Here is a 15258-nt window from a genome sequence, read left to right on the forward strand (position 1 = left end):
GAGGAACGTCGTGCCGCACGCCGACGAACACCTCGCCGCCTTCTGCACCACCTTGCCCGAACTGCGCGCCGCTGTGACGCGCCAGGGGTTGGGGCGGGTGCTGGATGACGTGCTGGCGAGGGTGCGCGCGGGTCACCCGCTGCAGGACGAGTTGCCGCGCCTGGGCATCCCCGCCGACGTGCTGCGCGGCAGCGACCTGGTGCTGCCCGGGATGCGTGGTCGGCCGTTCGGCGAGGTGTATGCGTGCCCGTCGGACGCGTGCGCGCGGCAGGTGGCCCGGGAGCCGGGCGGTCCGGTGCCGGCGGAGCGGTGCTGGTTGCGCGACGAGCCGCTGAGGCGGCGACCGGCGTGAACGCGTTCTTCGGTGAGCTGGGCAAGCGGCTGGCCGAGCGGTGGGTGTCGCTGCTCGTGCTGCCCGGCGTGCTGTTCCTCGCCACCGCGGCGGTGGGCGCGCTGCTGGGGCACGCGCACGCGCTGGACGTGACGAGGTTGGTCGCGCGGGTGGACGGGGTCACCCGCGACCTCGGCACCCGGCCGCCGGCAGCCCAACTCCTCGTGCTGGCCGCCGTGCTGCTGGGATCGGTGGCGGCGGGGCTCGTGGTGCGGGCGCTGTGCCCGGTGACGTGGCGCTGCTTCCTCGGCACGCGCCCGCGTTGGGCGGCACGGCGCCGGCGGCGGCGATGGGTGCGGGCGCACGAACGGGGTGAGGCGGCGAAGCGCAACCGGATCGCGCTCGCCGCGCCGACCCGGGCGACGTGGACGGGCGACCGGCTGGCGGCCGTCGAGGACCGGGTGCACCACCAGTACGCCGTCGATCTCAAGTCGTGGTGGGCACGGTTGTGGTTGGTGCTCGACGACTCCGGGCGGGCCGAGCTGCGGGCGGCACGGGCGGAGGCAGAGGCAGCGGTCGCGACGACCACGTGGTGCGTGCCCTACGCGGTCGTCGGGGCGTTCTGGTGGCCGGCGGTGGTGGTGGCGGTGTGCGTCGCGGTCGTCGGGTGGGTGCGGGTGCGCGGAGCGGTGGAGGTGTACGCGGACCTGCTGGAAGCGGTCGTCGACGTGCACGCGGGCCGGCTGGCGCGCGAGCTCGGCGCACCGTTGACCACCGGCGAGGAGGTCACGGCGGCGTTCCGCAAGGGAACCTGAGAGAACACGGCCGACACCGCCGATGTCCGGACGTTCGGCGCTACCGTCGGCCGGTCCCGTACCGACCCCACGGTGACGGCTTCACGTCAGTCTTGCCTCGCCGAGGTTCGAGCGGGTGATCCTGCTTGTGGGGTGGTCGGGTCTCAGCACCCGCTCGCTGTTGGTGGGGGTGGCCTCGTACAGCGGGATCGCCTGCCCCGGATCGCTGTATGTCGTTGCGACGATCCCAACGGGCAAGCGGGTGGCCGATCTTGACGGTGGGGTGGGTTGGTCCGGCTGGCTGTCGCTTCGGTGCGGCGAACGGGGCAAGCTGTACCGATGGACGTGCCATCGGCGATTCCCGGGATCGTGTCGGCGCGGCCTGACGGGTGGCGGCTGGTGTTCCTGCCGAGTGTGGCCCGCCATCTGGGCGGCAACGCGGCGGGCGGGCTCGTCACGCCGGCGGTGATGGCGGTTCCGTTCGCGATCGTGCTGGTGCCTGCCGCGTGGGGGTTCTTCGGGGCTACAGCCGCCTGGTACACGGTGCTTGTGCTGGTTGGCATGCTGGTCCTGCTCGGGCTGGCGCTGTCGGTGTTCGTGGTCGTCCACGAGTTCGCCGCGGTCCGCTGGGTCGAGCTGCGTCCACGAGAGGCTCCGGAGTTTCTTCTGGTCAAGCGGATTTCCGGGGAAACCCGGGTGCCGATGAGGGAAGTGCGACGGGTCACCGTGCTCCACCGCGTGAAGATGGGAAAACCGAACGGGGTCGATGTCGTCTTCCACACCGCGACCGGGGAGATCGGCTGCCCGAGGGTGGATGATGTGTCGAACCTCGCGGAGTGGCTTCGGGACGTGCTCGTGGGCGTCGAGGTCGAGCGCACGCGGATCGTCGACCGGCTCCACCTGACGCGTGACCAGTGGTGGCCGTATGCCAGGGTCGCTGCCGAGTGGGGTGTGCCGGTCGAGGCCGTGGGCGCGCTCGTCGACCATCTCAGCGTCCGCAGTCACTTCCTCACACCCCGTGTCGGGGCCATGCACGGGATCAACCAGGGCGCTGATCTGTGCGACCCGGATGAGGTCCAGGAGATCACCGATCAGCTCGCGGAACCGTCGGCGGAACGCAAGGTCGCCGCGTTGATGCTCCAGCGGCTGACCAGCCTGGCGACGAACACCGCGGAGGACAAGTCGTCCGAGGTGCTCGGCGAGGTGATGCCGGATGCCGAGCTCGCTCGCCGGTATCGAGCCGCGCTGGCCTTGACCTCGATCGAGGAACCCGACCCTTACGTGGCTTATGCACAGTATTCGCTCTGCCAGGCCGTGCGCGGGGAGCCACTACCGCCGGAGGGCACCGAGGTACCCGCCGATTTCGCGACGGTTCTCGCCGAGACGCTGGCGACAGCGCCCGTCCTGAGGCCCACGAGACTTGGCTGAAGCCCCCGGATGAAGCCTGCTTTGTCCCGGCACCGAGTGAGCGCCGGGCCACGCTCACATGCGCTCAGGCCGCTGATCGGTCGTCAAGGTGCGGCGGGGCGGTCGGGCGGTGGTGGCGGGGGTTCGGCGGAGGAGGACGGGTCGGGGTCGTCCTCGAGCGATTTCCACGTGAGTTCGGGCAGCAGTCGCATGGCACTTCGGCAGGCATCGCGCAACGAGTTCTACGCCCGCGCCCGTGACTGTCTCCCACCGCTCGGCTCGTTCGGTCTCCGCCTCCGCGAGGGCCGTGAACGCGGATCCGAATACGCGAGGAGGCGTTTGTCGTCCCACCGGGCGGACTGCGCTCCTCGCCAACGGATCCGCTCGGTAGCGGACGTGACGACGAACGTGGCGGCTGAGCCGAGCAGGACACCGACGATGGTCAACACCTGGGCGACGATCGGGTTCACGGATCACAGCAGCCTGCCGGCTCTCCGGACGACCCGGGCGCTCGTCAAACGGCAAGCGGACCCCGACCCGAGCGTCGGCGCCAGGCCGGCCCTCGACCGGTGCAGTGCAGCAGGCAACGCACGGACATGCCGATGAGCGGTGGTTCCAGGCCGGCGGCCGGTCCGCGGCCGCGAGGCGTGAGCGTTCACGACGATCTCGCGGTTCTCAGGCTTGACCGGATCGTCCTGGTCGTGGGTTGGTCGGGTCCCGGCACCCGCTCGCTGTGGACGAGTGTGGTTTCGAAGCGGGATCGGGCGACGTGCGACCGCACACTCGACACCGCGCCGGGCCTCTCGCCCGATGTCCGGCTCGACGTGGTGCTCGACTTCCGCTACTGCCGATGTGCGGACGGCCAATCCGATCGTCACTGAGGGGTGCTGGGATCGTCGAGGCGTCGCGACAGGAGCACGGGCGGGTCGCCGGGGGAGGGTGTCTGCGGTGTCCGCTCAGCCTCGATCTGGATCTCGATGTTCGTCCTGTGGGTGATCGGGTCCCAGATCTCCTCGAACGGCGACATGATCGAGGGGCCTCCGCCGCTGCGCCGTGCGCGCACGGCGTACCAGACGAACCCCGCCAGGCAGAGGGGCAGGCTCAGCAACGACGCCGCGACAGCCAGGGACTCCATGGGTCCGAGCGTATAGTAACGTCGTGTTTCTGGAAACGTTCCGTTACTGAATGGTGGGCGATGGTCAGGTTGACGCGTGCGGAGCAGCAGCGACGCACCCACGAACACCTGTTGGCAGCCGGACGGGAGGTGTTCTTGCGACGCGGCTTCATCGCCGCGACGGTCGAGGAGATCGCCGCCGACGCCGGCTACACCCGAGGTGCCGTCTACAAGCACTTCGGTGGCAAGGAGGGACTGTGGTTGGCGATCATCGAAGCCGACGCAGCCACCCACCTGCGACAACTGCGCGACGCCCTCGCCCAGGCCACCGGCCGCGACGACCTGATCGCGGCCCTCACCCCCCTCGGCCCGGCCGCCGAGGCCGCGGCGAAGTGGAGCGCTGCGGCTGCGGAAGTGCTCGCCGCGACGGCCCAGCAACCCGAAACCGCACCTCTGATCGCCGCCCTCCAGCAACGTCACGACGAGGAGGTCGTCGCCCTGCTCACCGAGCACGCCCAACGCCTGCGCCTCGACCCCGCGATGCCCCTGCACCAAGCGGTCGTCATGCTCGGCGCGCTGGGAATCGGGCTTGCCCTGCGTCACACGATCGCCCCACCCGCGGATTCCGCCGCCATCCTCACCCACGTGCTGGGGACCGTGTTCCCGACGCCCGTGCCCCGGCCCGGGCACGCCTCCGAGGACCGTTGAGAACGAACCACAGGCTCGGGGCCCGGTAGGGCGGTCGTCGGCGAACCTCGCTCAGTCGACACGGTGTGCGCCGCGCCCGCGCCCGGCCCGCGGCGTCGACGTGCGCGGCACATTCCGCATTCCAGAACAAGTTTCCCCACCTCGACCGGAGTTACGGTTGACGCCGCGGCTTTTGCGGAGAGGTGCGGAGATGGATGGACCCCTGCCGGAGCAATTGCCCCTACCCGGTGAAGAGCCGGCGCCGTCCGACGTCCCGTCGAGCACTCCCCTCGTCACCACCACCGTCGAGATCATCATTCCGGTTTTCGACGAGGAGCGCGCGTTACCCGGTTGCGTCGCCACGTTGCACGACTTCCTGACCGCGCGGATGCCGTTCGACTGGACGATCACCATCGTCGACAACGCCAGCACCGACGGCACCCTCCTGGTCGCGAAGAGGCTCGCCAGGCAGTGGCCCCGGGTGCGCGTCATGTCCGTGGAGCAACGCGGCAAGGGAAACGCGGTGCGGGCCGCCTGGTCGGCCAGTCGCGCCGACGTCGTCGCCTACATGGACGTGGACCTGTCCACCGCCCTCGACGCGACCATCCCGCTGGTGGCCGCATTGGCCGTCGGCCATTCGGACATCGCCATCGGTTCGCGACTGGCGCCGGGGGCCCGCGCGGTGCGGAGCATCAAACGGGAACTGGCCTCCCGCGGCTACAACATGCTTCTCCGACTCACCCACGGAGCCCAGTTCCGGGACGCGCAATGCGGTTTCAAGGCGGCCAGGGCCGAGGTGGTGCGCCCACTGCTCCAACGGGTCGAGGACAACACGTGGTTCTTCGACACCGAACTGCTCCTGCTGGCCGAGCACAACGGCCTGCGGGTGCTCGAAATCCCCGTCGACTGGGTGGAGGACGTGGACAGCCGCGTGAACGTCACCGGCACCGCCGCGACGAACCTGCGCGGCCTGATCCGGATGGTGTGGACCAAGCTCTCCGGTGGCGCGGACATAGCGGAGCTGCCGCCCCGGGCCGAGCCCAACGCGGTCCACCCCGACGCCGTGCTGGCCGTGCGGGACACACCGCGCCTGCGCCACCTGGTGATGTTCTCCGTGATCGGCCTCATGGCCACCGTGACGACCCTGGTGCTGTACACCGTGTTCCGCACCTGGTGGCCGCCGTTGGCGGCGAACCTGGTCGCGATGACGCTGAGCCTGCTGCTGAACACCGAGGCGAACCGGCGGCTCACCTTCCGGGACCGGCCGCGGGGGCCGCTCGTGCTGGTGCACCTGCAGTCCCTGGTCGTGTTCGCCCTGTACTGCGGGTTCACCTCCGGAGCGCTGCTGGTGCTCGACGCCGTCGCCGACCGCCCGTCGAGGCTGGTCGAGCTGGTGGTGCTCCTGGCCTCGTCGGCCCTGGGCACGCTAGGCCGGTTCGTCCTGCTCAACACGTGGATCTTCCGGCTGCAGCCGGTATCGATCCCCGAACCCAGGAAGGAACCCCGGACATGACCGCGGCAGGCGCACCCGCGCGTTCGGCGCCGGCTCCACCCCACCGCCCACCCCCCGGGGCGGTGCTCGCGGCGGTCGCCATCGCCGTGATGGTGACGGCCGCCCTCGCGGCCACCATCCCGATCGGCGGCTCGATCTGGATGCTGGAGGTGGACTTCAAGGTCTACGACATCACCGGCTCGGCCGTGCTCGACGGCGTGTCGCCCTACGACATCGCCACCGACAACGGGTTCCAGTTCATCTACCCGCCGTTCGCCGCGCTGGTGTTCATCCCGCTCGCGCTGACCAGCCTGCACGTCGGGTTCGTCCTCTGGACGTTCCTCTCGGTGCTCGCGCTGGAGGTGGCGGCCTGGCTCGCGATGGGGCTGGTGGAACGGGAGTCACCGCGTCGTCGGGCCAAGTACGCCCTGTCGGCCACGGTCATCGCCCTGCCGTCGGGCGCGCTGGTGATGCACTTCAACGTCGGCCAGGTGACCGTGTTCCTCATGCTCCTGGTCCTCGTCGACCTGACCCGGCGGCCGGGGCGCTTCCAGGGCGTCGGCATCGGCATCGCGGCCGGGATCAAGCTGACCCCGCTCATCTTCATCGCCTACCTCGTGCTCACCCGCCGGTTCCGCGCCGCCGCGGTGGCCACGGCGTCGTTCCTGGGCACGGTGCTCGTCGGCTTCGTCGTGCTGCCCGGTCCGTCCGTGGCCTGGTGGGGCGGGCTCATCCTGGCCGCCGAGCGGACCGAGGTGACCGGCCCGTCCGGCGCCTTCAACCAGTCGCTGAAGGGCGTGCTCGGGCAGTTGCCCGGAGTGCTGTCCGCGCCGGGTCTGTGGCTCGCGCTGGCGGTCGTGGTGGGCGTGGCCGGGCTGACGATCGCGACGTGGGCCAGTCGGCGTGGTGTGGAGGCCGCCGGTGTCCTGGCCTGTGCGGTGACCGGTTTGCTGGTGTCCCCGCTCTCGTGGCCGCAGCACTGGGTCTGGCTGATCCCCGGGTTCGCGGTGTGGATGTGGTGGGCCAGGCGGCGCGGTGTGGCGCACCGGGTGGGGTTGGCCGCCCTGTGGCTGACGTCCTCCGCCGCCGGCGTGCTGACGTACGTCATCGTGGTCGTCTCACCGGACCTGTCCGTGGCGAACACCGTGCTGCCGGGCAGCCTGACGACCATCGTGCTGCTGCACGCCGTGCAGTTGCTCGCCGCCGTCGGCTTCCTCGGCGCGCTCGCCGTCGTCCTGCGACGGACCGGCCGATCCGTCGCGGAGGCGGCCACCCGGTCGGGCTGACCGAGAGTTACACGCCGGCGGGTCCAGCACGGGTTCGGCGGATCGCCTCCGTGTCGCCGAACGTCATGAGCGGCGAACGTCGTGGTCCTCGTCCGGAGCTGACAGCGGCGATCGCCGACCGGCTCGACTTGGCGATTCGACAAGGCGACAACATCCTGATGCACGGACTCGTGCCCCTGGTCGAGAAGGCACTCGCCGATCTGCCTGCTGCCGAACACGAATCCGTCCTGAGCAAGACCTCGACTCGGGCCAGGGACGTGCTCGACGACGGTGGCGCTGAATGCCTGTTGGATGATCCCGCGATGACCCGACCGGTCCTGACAACATGATCACCGCAGTGGTGTCCAGCATGTCCAATGTGGATCGTTCCGGTCGTGAGGCGGGTGAGTCGCAGCCGTGGACCGTCCCGGACGATCTGCTCAGGTTGGTCAACGACGGAGCAACCGGTACGTCTCGATGCCGAATCGGGCGATGGTCGGGGCCCAGCGTCGATAGGCCGCGGTGGTCCGGGGTGCGTCGGAAGTCGGCAGCCACGCGGTGAGGCCGATCATCTTCAGCTCCTCGGCCACCTTGAGGATGTCGTCCTGGTCGGTGTTCGTGGCCACCCCGACGAGGAGGTCCCGTGCGATGGACGGTGTGCCGACCACGACGGCCAGCAGGACCGCCGCCGCCTTGAAAGGCTGTTCCTCGTCGTCACCGAGAAAGCCGGCCAGTTCCTCGTGGACCGTGATGCGCAGCAGGCGGTAGAGGTTGGCGAACTTCTTGATCGCGCGCGGCGTGGGCAGCAGCGGGTGCAGCGTGGGGAGGAACGTGTGTTCCGCGGTCGTGAGCGTGAGTGTCTGGCTGGACAGGTCGGAAAGGCTGGCCGACGGCCGGCCAGAGGGCCGACGACTCGGCGGTCGCTGTGTCCCGACGGAGTCGGTCGGTCTCTCGACGGTGTCGGGCGCAGTGCTGCTGACGGGATCGGTGACCGGTGGTCCTGTCTCGTCGAAGAGGCCGAGGGGTGGAGGAATATCGGGAAGGAGATCCCGGAGGTAGGCCTCGGCTTGGCCCGGGTCGGGCGGCGCGAGCGCATAGGTCAGGTGGAAGATCTTGTCGAGGTAGTCCAAGGCGCGGCGCTGTCCGGGCTCGCCCATCGCGTCCGCGGTGAGCAGGGCCGGGCCGTAGTGCTCTTCCAGTGCCCGTAGCAGCCACGGCGGGTCGACGGCCACCACGACTGCGAACAGGCGCATGCTCAACAGCAGGCTGACCGCTTGGAGCACCTCCACGACCCTGCCCGGCGTGCAGCGGTCGAGGTCGTCGACGTAGAGGACCACCCGCTGCAAAGGTGGCGGAACGTTGGTTCGCACTCGTTCCCACTCGTCCCGGGCCTCGATGAGGCTGTGGTCGACCTGGAGCAGGTCGCGGTGGATACGGCCCACCAGTCCACGGAAGTCCTGGTACCGGTCGGCTGTGCCGATGTCGTGCAGGAGCACGCCGAGCCGCCTCGCCGGGTCGGCGGCGAGGAGTTCGTCCTCCAACTGCTGCACGCGCTCATCGGCCTCACGGCTGCGATCGACCAGGGCTGTGTGGGCTTCATCGACAAAAGCGGCGGCCTTGCGCTTGACGCTCACCACAGGTGCGAGGATTCCCGCCACGGCGGCTACGACACCGCCGACCACGCCGATCGCCGTCGAGCCGAAGCGGACTCCGGCGAGCACCGCTCCTGCGGCGAGCGTCAGCAACACGAGGCCCGGCCACAGATCACGGCTCGTCTTCGCTTCCCTCCACACGCTTCGTCTGGTCGCGCTGAGGACGCGGAACGCTCGGAAGGGCCGGCGAAGCCAACCCAGCCACCCACCGACTTCCACCCGGGCGACCGACTCGAGTTGTTCAGCGATCTCCGCGCGCGCCTCCACGGCTTCACGCAGCCGACTCTCCACGCCTGAGCGCGGCTCTTCCCCGCGCGGAGCATCCGCCGACAACTCGCGGAACATGTGCTCGACCAACCCTGTCCACAGGTGATCGTCGCTGTAGTGCCAGGCGTTGAACCGGACCTGCCGCACGTTGGCCACGTAGGCGCTTTCCCGCGGCGCACTGCTCGACGCCTCCGTGAGCGCCGTGACGTGGTCGGCGACTTGGATCATGAAACTGGACTTGCCCGTTCCCCACTCCCCGAGCAGTGCGAGCGAAACCGGCAGCGCCGTGCTCTTCGCCGCCAGCAGGGTCGCGACCGTGACGACATCGGCGCCCATGCCGAGCCGGTCCACGGTGTCGGCGGCATCGCTGGCCACCGCGGAATGCGGCACCGGGGCCATCGCCTCGAGTTCGCTCGACGTCGGATCGGGCAAGGGCGCCAGATCCTCCGCGGCCAACGCTGCCAGGTCTTGGCCGGTGAGGCCGACCCGCCGCGAGTCCTCGTCAGGGAGTACCCCGGTCATCGCCAGGAGCGCGACCAGTGGCTGCAACACACGAGCAGGCGCCACTCGGGGAAACCGGAGGTTGTGATCGGTCCCACCCCGTCGCGGTGCCGTGCCGTACGCCGAGATCACGTGGAAGGTGGTGGGCCCGCTCCGCTGGAGCCGCGGGTGCCGAAGCCCTGCCCGCAGCATCAGGCGTGCGACCTCTCGACTCTCGTCGTTCATCGCGTCGGCCGACAGCGGCCCCGAAGGCCTGGGGAAGCGCAGCCACTTCGAGACCTCGGGGAGGTAGCGAAGGCGATCGGCGTTGGTCACCACCACCGCCCACGGGACTGCGCGATCGGGCAAGCGCGCCGACCAGGCCCAGCCACTCGGGTCGGTGAACCTGTCGTCGGACACTGCCGGAACAGCCGTGTCAGCCGATTCGAGAACCATCAGCCCACTCACCGCGCGCAGGAAGCGCGACCCGCCGTCGTGCTCCGATTCGAGATCCTCGCCCTGCGGGTCGAAGAAGACCAGCAGCCTCTGCTGACCGTCGCGGCGCGTGACCAGCAAGGAGAAGTCGTAAGAACGCATCGAATGGCCGGTGCCTGCCGGCACCAGGACCTGCCCCTGCGAGTACGGAATCACGTTGCGGTCCCGGAAGCTTCTCAACCGCGGGGTATCGAATGGTTCGACCGTGAGGCCGAAGTCCCGGAGACCGCCCGCGAGCACCTGGTGAACCTGTGCCGCGAGCAGCGTCGACTTCCCTGCCATCGGGACACCGACCAGCCCGATCACGACGGGAGGGCCATAATCCGCGTAACCCACCGGAAGGTAGTGCTCCGGCGCATCAGCAGAAGGGTTCGGACAGCGCACGTAGCGGTGGTCGACGGGCACCTCGTCGTTTCGGACACGGGCATGGCCGTCGTCGCCCCAGTACCATTGCGCACTGTCGTCCCAGACGAATGTGTCGAGGCAGACGGGACAGGTCGTGAACGAGGACTGCTCCGCTGCCACCGACGCCACCCTTTACCTCTGCAACCCGGAGTCCGAACCTCCGCCGCGCTGAGCATAAGGGCTGCTGAACACCCTTCCCGCTTTCCGCACATCTGCGGATCATGAGTGGGCGGAGGAGCCCGGTCGTCCCGGACGCCGGGCTCGCGCCGAACACCGCCGCCCGTGAAGCGGTGACGGGTTCAGACGATCATCGACGGCCAGGGCCAGCGGCGGACGCGGTAGGGCAGCCACCAGGCGAAGGCGTCCACGGTGCCGACAAGACCCTCGTCGATGAGGTGGGCGAGGACGTCCGGGGGTATCGAGTCCGACCGCGCACCCGGCATCAGGGTTTCCACCGCGGCGAGGTAGTCGGGATCGTCGATGACGAAGCGCGACAGGTCACCCGCCCGGCGGTCCCTGACCTCCAGGAAGCCCGGACCGTGCCGGTGGATGCACTTGCACAGGTAGTACGTGCTCCGCCACTGCTCCAGGACCGCGTCGGCGTCGGGGTGGTCCGGCATGGCGCGCGGCGGGTGGAAGTGGTTCAGGCGCGTCCACACGTCCTGGTTCTTGCCGGAGATCATGGTCCAGTCGTAGGCGACGCTCCAACTGGTCAGCTCGCGCAGGAAGACCATGAGCCACACCAGGGTCCTGGCGTCCATCCCGCCGGAGAGGTCCACCGGGCTGCCGACGGAGACCTTGCGGACGCCCCTCGCGTACAGGTCCGCGGCCGTGGCCTGCGGGTCGCCCGAGGCGGGCTGCTCCCCCATCGCCAGCTCCGGCAGGTGCAGGACGGCGTCGTCGTGGTCGCGCCAGAGCAGCAGCGGGACGGGGGCGGGTCGGTGCTCGAAGGCCTGGACGGCGGCGGTCACGCGGGCACCTCCTCGATGTCGGGCCGGGTGTGCTCCGGTTCGGAGTCGGGCCGGGGCAGTCTCATCAGGTCCTGGTTGCGGGCGATCGGCGCCACGTGCACGTACGTGTCGCACTCGGTGAACAGCACCCCGAGCCGCAGCCACTCCGTCAGGACGTCGGCGATCCGGCCCGGGTCGGCGTCCAGCCCCGCCGCGGCGAGCTTGCGCGACAGCGCGCCCGGCGCGTGCGGTTGGTCGAGCAGGCGGAACAGCGCGACCTCCCACGGGTCGTCCAGCCACCGGCTGGTCCAGTCGAAGTCCGCGCGGCGGCTGACGAGCAGGATCCGGTCGCCGAGGTCGGTGTGGCTGAGCCTGCTGGTGGGGAACTCGCGCTGCCACCGGTCGGCCGCGTCGCGCAACCGGTCGCCGATGTCCTCGCCCACGCCGAGCGAGTCGGAGGTGAACAGGTAGGCCAGGTCCATCAGCTCGCTGTGCGGGAGGTCGTAGTTCATCGCGTACTGCGTGCCGGGCCCCAGGTTGGCGAACCCGAGTTCCGGGCGGTTGAAGTACGGGCTGAACCGCTCGATGACGATCCGCGCGACGCCCTCCACCGGCGGCAGGTGGTGCAGGGCCGGCATCTGCTCGATCACCGGCAGGTAGTCGTCCTCGGTCTCGCCCGGGAAGCCGTAGAGGTAGTTCCACGCGATGGACAGGCCCTCCGACGCCGCGTCGCGCAGCATCCGCACGTTGTGGCAGCCCGTCACGCCCTTGTCCATGATCTTGAGGACCCGGCTGTTGAGGTTCTCGACGCCGGGCTGCACGTTGACCAGCCCGGCCGCGGCGAGCGTGGAGAGCTGGCCGCGGTTCATGTTCGACTTGATCTCGTACTGCATGCGCAGGTCGTAGCCGGACTCGATGATCGTGGGCAGCAGGGTGCGCACGTAGTTCATGTCCAGGATGTTGTCCACGACGAACATGTCCAGCACCTGGTGCTTGCGCACCAGCTCGACGATCTCGTCCCAGAAGACCTCCGGGCTCTTGCTGCGGAACTGCATGAACGACCCGTTGAGCCCGCAGAAGGTGCAGTGGTGCTTCTCGCCCCACCAGCAGCCGCGCGCGCCTTCCACGACCAGCTTCGGGTCCAGCCAGTCGCGCACCACCGACGCGTCGAGGCGCTCGAAGTAGCCGTCGTACTCGGGCGCCACGATCTGCGCGGGCGCCAGCGGCGTGGTCACCATGGGGTTGACCACCGCGGCGCCGTCGTCGTCCCGCCAGCACAGGCCGGGCACCTCGGCGGGCGGGGCGCCGTCGTGCATCGCCTTGACGAGGGCGGGGAAGGAGACCTCGCCCTCACCGCGCAGCACGTAGTCGACGAACGGGAAGTTGCGGTGGATCGCCTCGCCCTGCACGCCGTCGCAGTTCGCCCCGCCCATGGCCACGCGGACGTGCGGCAGGATCCGCTTGAGCTCCTTGGCCACCGCGAGCGCGGGCACGTTCTGCTGGAACGTGGAGGTGAACCCGACCAGGTCGGGTTTGCTCTCGGCGATGCGCCGAGCGGTCTCCGCGACGAACTCCGGCGCGGTCTCGTGCAGCTCCAAGGACATCGCGCGCTGCTCGTCCGGCATCGGCACCAGCTCGTCCAGCTCGGCCTCGCGCCAGTGCGGGTCGTCGTAGAGCGCCGAGGTGAACACCCAGTCCCCGACGCCCTGGAAGTAGGTGTCGAGCGAGTAGAAGTAGTAGTCGCGGACGGTGAACGACCTGCGCTCGGCGATCCAGTCCACGTAGTCCAGGTTGGCGTGCACGACCTCGACCGAGGTACCGGGGACCTCGCGGCGCACCGCCGAGCTGAGGATGCCCAGCGCCAGCGAGGGCACGTCTATCAGCGCCCACGGCATGTTGACCAGAACGATTCGCACTGCGGCTCGCTTTCGTCGTGCTCGCGTCTGTGGTGTCCGGATCCGGGGGGTGGGAGGCGGGCGATCGGGTACCGCCCGCCTCTGCCACCTGGGTGGCGTGACGTCAGAAGCTGACCTTGACGGACACGCTCACCTCGACACCGCGGCTCTGGTCGCGGTTGCCGCTGATCGGGTCGTTCTTGATGACGCGCTTGCGCATGTGGTCACCTCCCTCCTGTGGTCGGGGCGGACGGGTCCGGCCCGGTGCCGGGGCCCTCGTTCATCCCGTCTTGGCGGGGGCGGCGATCTCCCGTCCCCCGAGCGCCGTCGCGACGAAGCTCACGACGGAGCCGATGATCTGGCGGTGGACCGCGCCGGTGCGGCCTTCGTGGCCGGAAGGGGCCCACTGGAGCTCGTGCTCGACGCCGTGCGCCTCCAGCGCCGCGACGTAGGCGGCGACCTGGTCCGGTGGGCAGCGGTCGTCCTCGGTGCCCGCCAGGATCAGCACCGGCGCCCGCACGGAGGCGACGTGGGACATCGGGGACGCCGCGGCGTACGCGGCGGGCCGCTGGTCGGGGTCCCCGCCGAAGATGCGGCGGTCGAGGGCCCGCACGGCGGGTGTGGCGCCGCGGTAGGCGGCGACGTAGTCCGCGATCGGGTTGACCGCCGCGACCGCACGCCACAGCTCCGGCTGGACGCCCGCGGCGAGCAGGGCGAGGTAGCCGCCCCACGACGTGCCCACCACCGCCGTGCGGTCCTCGTCTGCCACGCCCGCGGCGACGAGGTGCTCGCGCACGGCGGCGAGGTCGAGGAGCTGCGTGTGACCGGGGCCGTCGGAGAAGTCGTTGCGCCAGGCCGGTCCGTAGCCCGTCGAGCCGCGGTAGTTCGGCCTGACCACGGTGCAGCCGATGCCCGTGAAGACCGAGACCAGGGCGTCGTAGGCGTCGCGGGCGGCGGTGTGCGGGCCACCGTGCAGCAGGAACACGGTGGGGTGCGGTCCGGGTGAGTCCGGCGCGGTGAGCAGCGCGTGCACGGGTCCTGCCGGGGTGTCGACCCACACCTCGCTCGTCACGCCCGCCACGGTCGCGTTCCGCCGGCCGCCGAGCGACCACCGGCCCGACGCGGTGCGCAGGTGCGGCGGGTGCGTCGCGTCGGTCCACACGTAGTGCAGGTCGCCGTCGGGCTGCACCTGGGCGGCCAGGATGCTCCCGCGCGGCGTCGGCACGGGCGCGTCGGTCCGCCGCTCCAGGTCGAGTTCGCGCAGTTCGGACCGGGCGTGCCGGTCCCGGCGCACCAGGACCCGCCTGCCGTCGGGGTACCAGGTCGGCGCGATCTCGGTGTCGGAGTCGAACCAGCGCAGCTCGCGGACGCCGCCGTCCGGGGTCCACTCGGCCAGGCGGTAGGCGGTGTCGTCCGCGGCGGTCAGCAGCAGCCGTTCCGGGCCTTCGACCGGGGCGAACCCCGAGACCCACAGGACTCGTCCCGGCAGCCGCAGCGGCAGCCGTTCGCCCGTGGCCAGGTCCAGCACCACCGCGGGCACCGGGTCCTCGGGGTCGCGGGCGAGCACGGCCAGGCGGCCGGAGTGGGACAGGTCGACGAGCGTGGTGTGGCCGTCGAAGTCGCCGACGTGGTCCACCCGGCCGTCCGGGCTCCTCCGGTAGACCGAGAGGCCGTCGTGGCCGACGCCGACGGCGGCAGTGCCGTCGGCGGACATGGCGAGCCCGGCCGCGCGTCCGGGCGGCAACCCGGCGTCCTCGGAGTCCCCGCCGCCGAACGGGGTGATCCGCCAGCGGCCCACCCCTCCGAGGTCGTCGTCGAACCACCACACCCGGGCGCCGGTCGGGTCGATCGCGCAGGTGATGGTGCCCTGCGGTCGGTCGGTGACCTGACGCGCGCCCGCGGCGGACCGGGCGAACACCTCGCACCGGCCGTCCACGTCACCGATGTAGACCGCGCGGTCGGGCGCGAACTCGGCGAAGGCGGGCACCTCCGGGAAGAACACCTGCACGTCGATCTGCACGGCG

General features: G+C 70.5%; 13 protein-coding genes. 8 read left to right on the forward strand and 5 right to left on the reverse strand.

The window, feature by feature from the left end; translation table 11 throughout:
* Positions 1-10: 10 nt before the first annotated feature.
* The 4 genes from LNK82_RS20765 to LNK82_RS20780 all read left to right on the forward strand — a co-directional run bounded on the left by LNK82_RS20765 (position 11) and on the right by LNK82_RS20780 (position 3413).
* Positions 11-352 (forward strand): hypothetical protein, encoded by a 342-nt coding sequence (locus tag LNK82_RS20765; RefSeq protein ID WP_230568685.1) that lies wholly within the window; start codon positions 11-13, stop codon positions 350-352.
* The gene (locus LNK82_RS20770; protein WP_230568686.1) at positions 349-1146 is read left to right on the forward strand and encodes a hypothetical protein; all 798 of its coding nucleotides are present in this window, start codon (positions 349-351) and stop codon (positions 1144-1146) included. Before LNK82_RS20765 ends, LNK82_RS20770 begins: the two co-directional genes overlap by 4 nt.
* 318 nt (positions 1147-1464) lie before the next feature.
* The gene (locus LNK82_RS20775) at positions 1465-2553 is read left to right on the forward strand and encodes a hypothetical protein (protein WP_230568687.1); all 1089 of its coding nucleotides are present in this window, start codon (positions 1465-1467) and stop codon (positions 2551-2553) included.
* A gap of 626 nt (positions 2554-3179) precedes the next feature.
* The gene (locus tag LNK82_RS20780; protein ID WP_230568688.1) at positions 3180-3413 is read left to right on the forward strand and encodes a hypothetical protein; all 234 of its coding nucleotides are present in this window, start codon (positions 3180-3182) and stop codon (positions 3411-3413) included.
* On the opposite strand, the gene LNK82_RS20785 is transcribed toward LNK82_RS20780, so the two are convergent.
* A complete protein-coding gene (locus tag LNK82_RS20785) occupies positions 3407-3667 on the reverse strand; it encodes a hypothetical protein (protein WP_230568689.1) in 261 nt (86 codons plus the stop codon). The two genes, LNK82_RS20780 and LNK82_RS20785, sit on opposite strands and share 7 nt — an antisense overlap.
* A gap of 60 nt (positions 3668-3727) precedes the next feature.
* Between LNK82_RS20785 and LNK82_RS20790 the strand changes: the two genes are divergently transcribed.
* The 4 genes from LNK82_RS20790 to LNK82_RS20805 all read left to right on the forward strand — a co-directional run bounded on the left by LNK82_RS20790 (position 3728) and on the right by LNK82_RS20805 (position 7440).
* Positions 3728-4354 (forward strand): TetR/AcrR family transcriptional regulator, encoded by a 627-nt coding sequence (locus tag LNK82_RS20790; protein ID WP_230568690.1) that lies wholly within the window; start codon positions 3728-3730, stop codon positions 4352-4354.
* 190 nt (positions 4355-4544) lie between these two features.
* Positions 4545-5846, forward strand: a complete 1302-nt coding sequence (locus LNK82_RS20795; RefSeq protein WP_230568691.1) for a bifunctional glycosyltransferase family 2/GtrA family protein — start codon at positions 4545-4547, stop codon at positions 5844-5846.
* Positions 5847-5908: 62 nt separating this feature from the next.
* Positions 5909-7111 carry a glycosyltransferase 87 family protein gene (locus LNK82_RS20800; RefSeq protein WP_230568692.1) on the forward strand — a complete coding sequence of 401 codons (1203 nt, stop codon included), beginning with the start codon at positions 5909-5911 and terminating at the stop codon, positions 7109-7111.
* Positions 7112-7161: 50 nt separating this feature from the next.
* A complete protein-coding gene (locus LNK82_RS20805) occupies positions 7162-7440 on the forward strand; it encodes a hypothetical protein (protein ID WP_230568693.1) in 279 nt (92 codons plus the stop codon).
* Between the two features lie 99 nt (positions 7441-7539).
* On the opposite strand, the gene LNK82_RS47805 is transcribed toward LNK82_RS20805, so the two are convergent.
* The 4 genes from LNK82_RS47805 to LNK82_RS20825 form a co-directional block, all read right to left on the reverse strand.
* A complete protein-coding gene (locus LNK82_RS47805; RefSeq protein WP_230568694.1) occupies positions 7540-10509 on the reverse strand; it encodes a P-loop NTPase fold protein in 2970 nt (989 codons plus the stop codon).
* Between the two features lie 179 nt (positions 10510-10688).
* Positions 10689-11360 carry a DUF5825 family protein gene (locus tag LNK82_RS20815; RefSeq protein WP_230568695.1) on the reverse strand — a complete coding sequence of 224 codons (672 nt, stop codon included), beginning with the start codon at positions 11358-11360 and terminating at the stop codon, positions 10689-10691.
* A complete protein-coding gene (locus tag LNK82_RS20820; RefSeq protein WP_230568696.1) occupies positions 11357-13255 on the reverse strand; it encodes a RiPP maturation radical SAM C-methyltransferase in 1899 nt (632 codons plus the stop codon). The genes LNK82_RS20815 and LNK82_RS20820 overlap by 4 nt, the downstream gene beginning before the upstream one ends.
* Positions 13256-13514: 259 nt before the next feature.
* Positions 13515-15254, reverse strand: a complete 1740-nt coding sequence (locus LNK82_RS20825) for a S9 family peptidase (protein ID WP_230568697.1) — start codon at positions 15252-15254, stop codon at positions 13515-13517.
* Positions 15255-15258 lie beyond the last annotated feature (4 nt).

The organism is Saccharothrix luteola, assembly GCF_020859565.1.
Classification (GTDB): domain Bacteria; phylum Actinomycetota; class Actinomycetes; order Mycobacteriales; family Pseudonocardiaceae; genus Actinosynnema; species Actinosynnema luteola.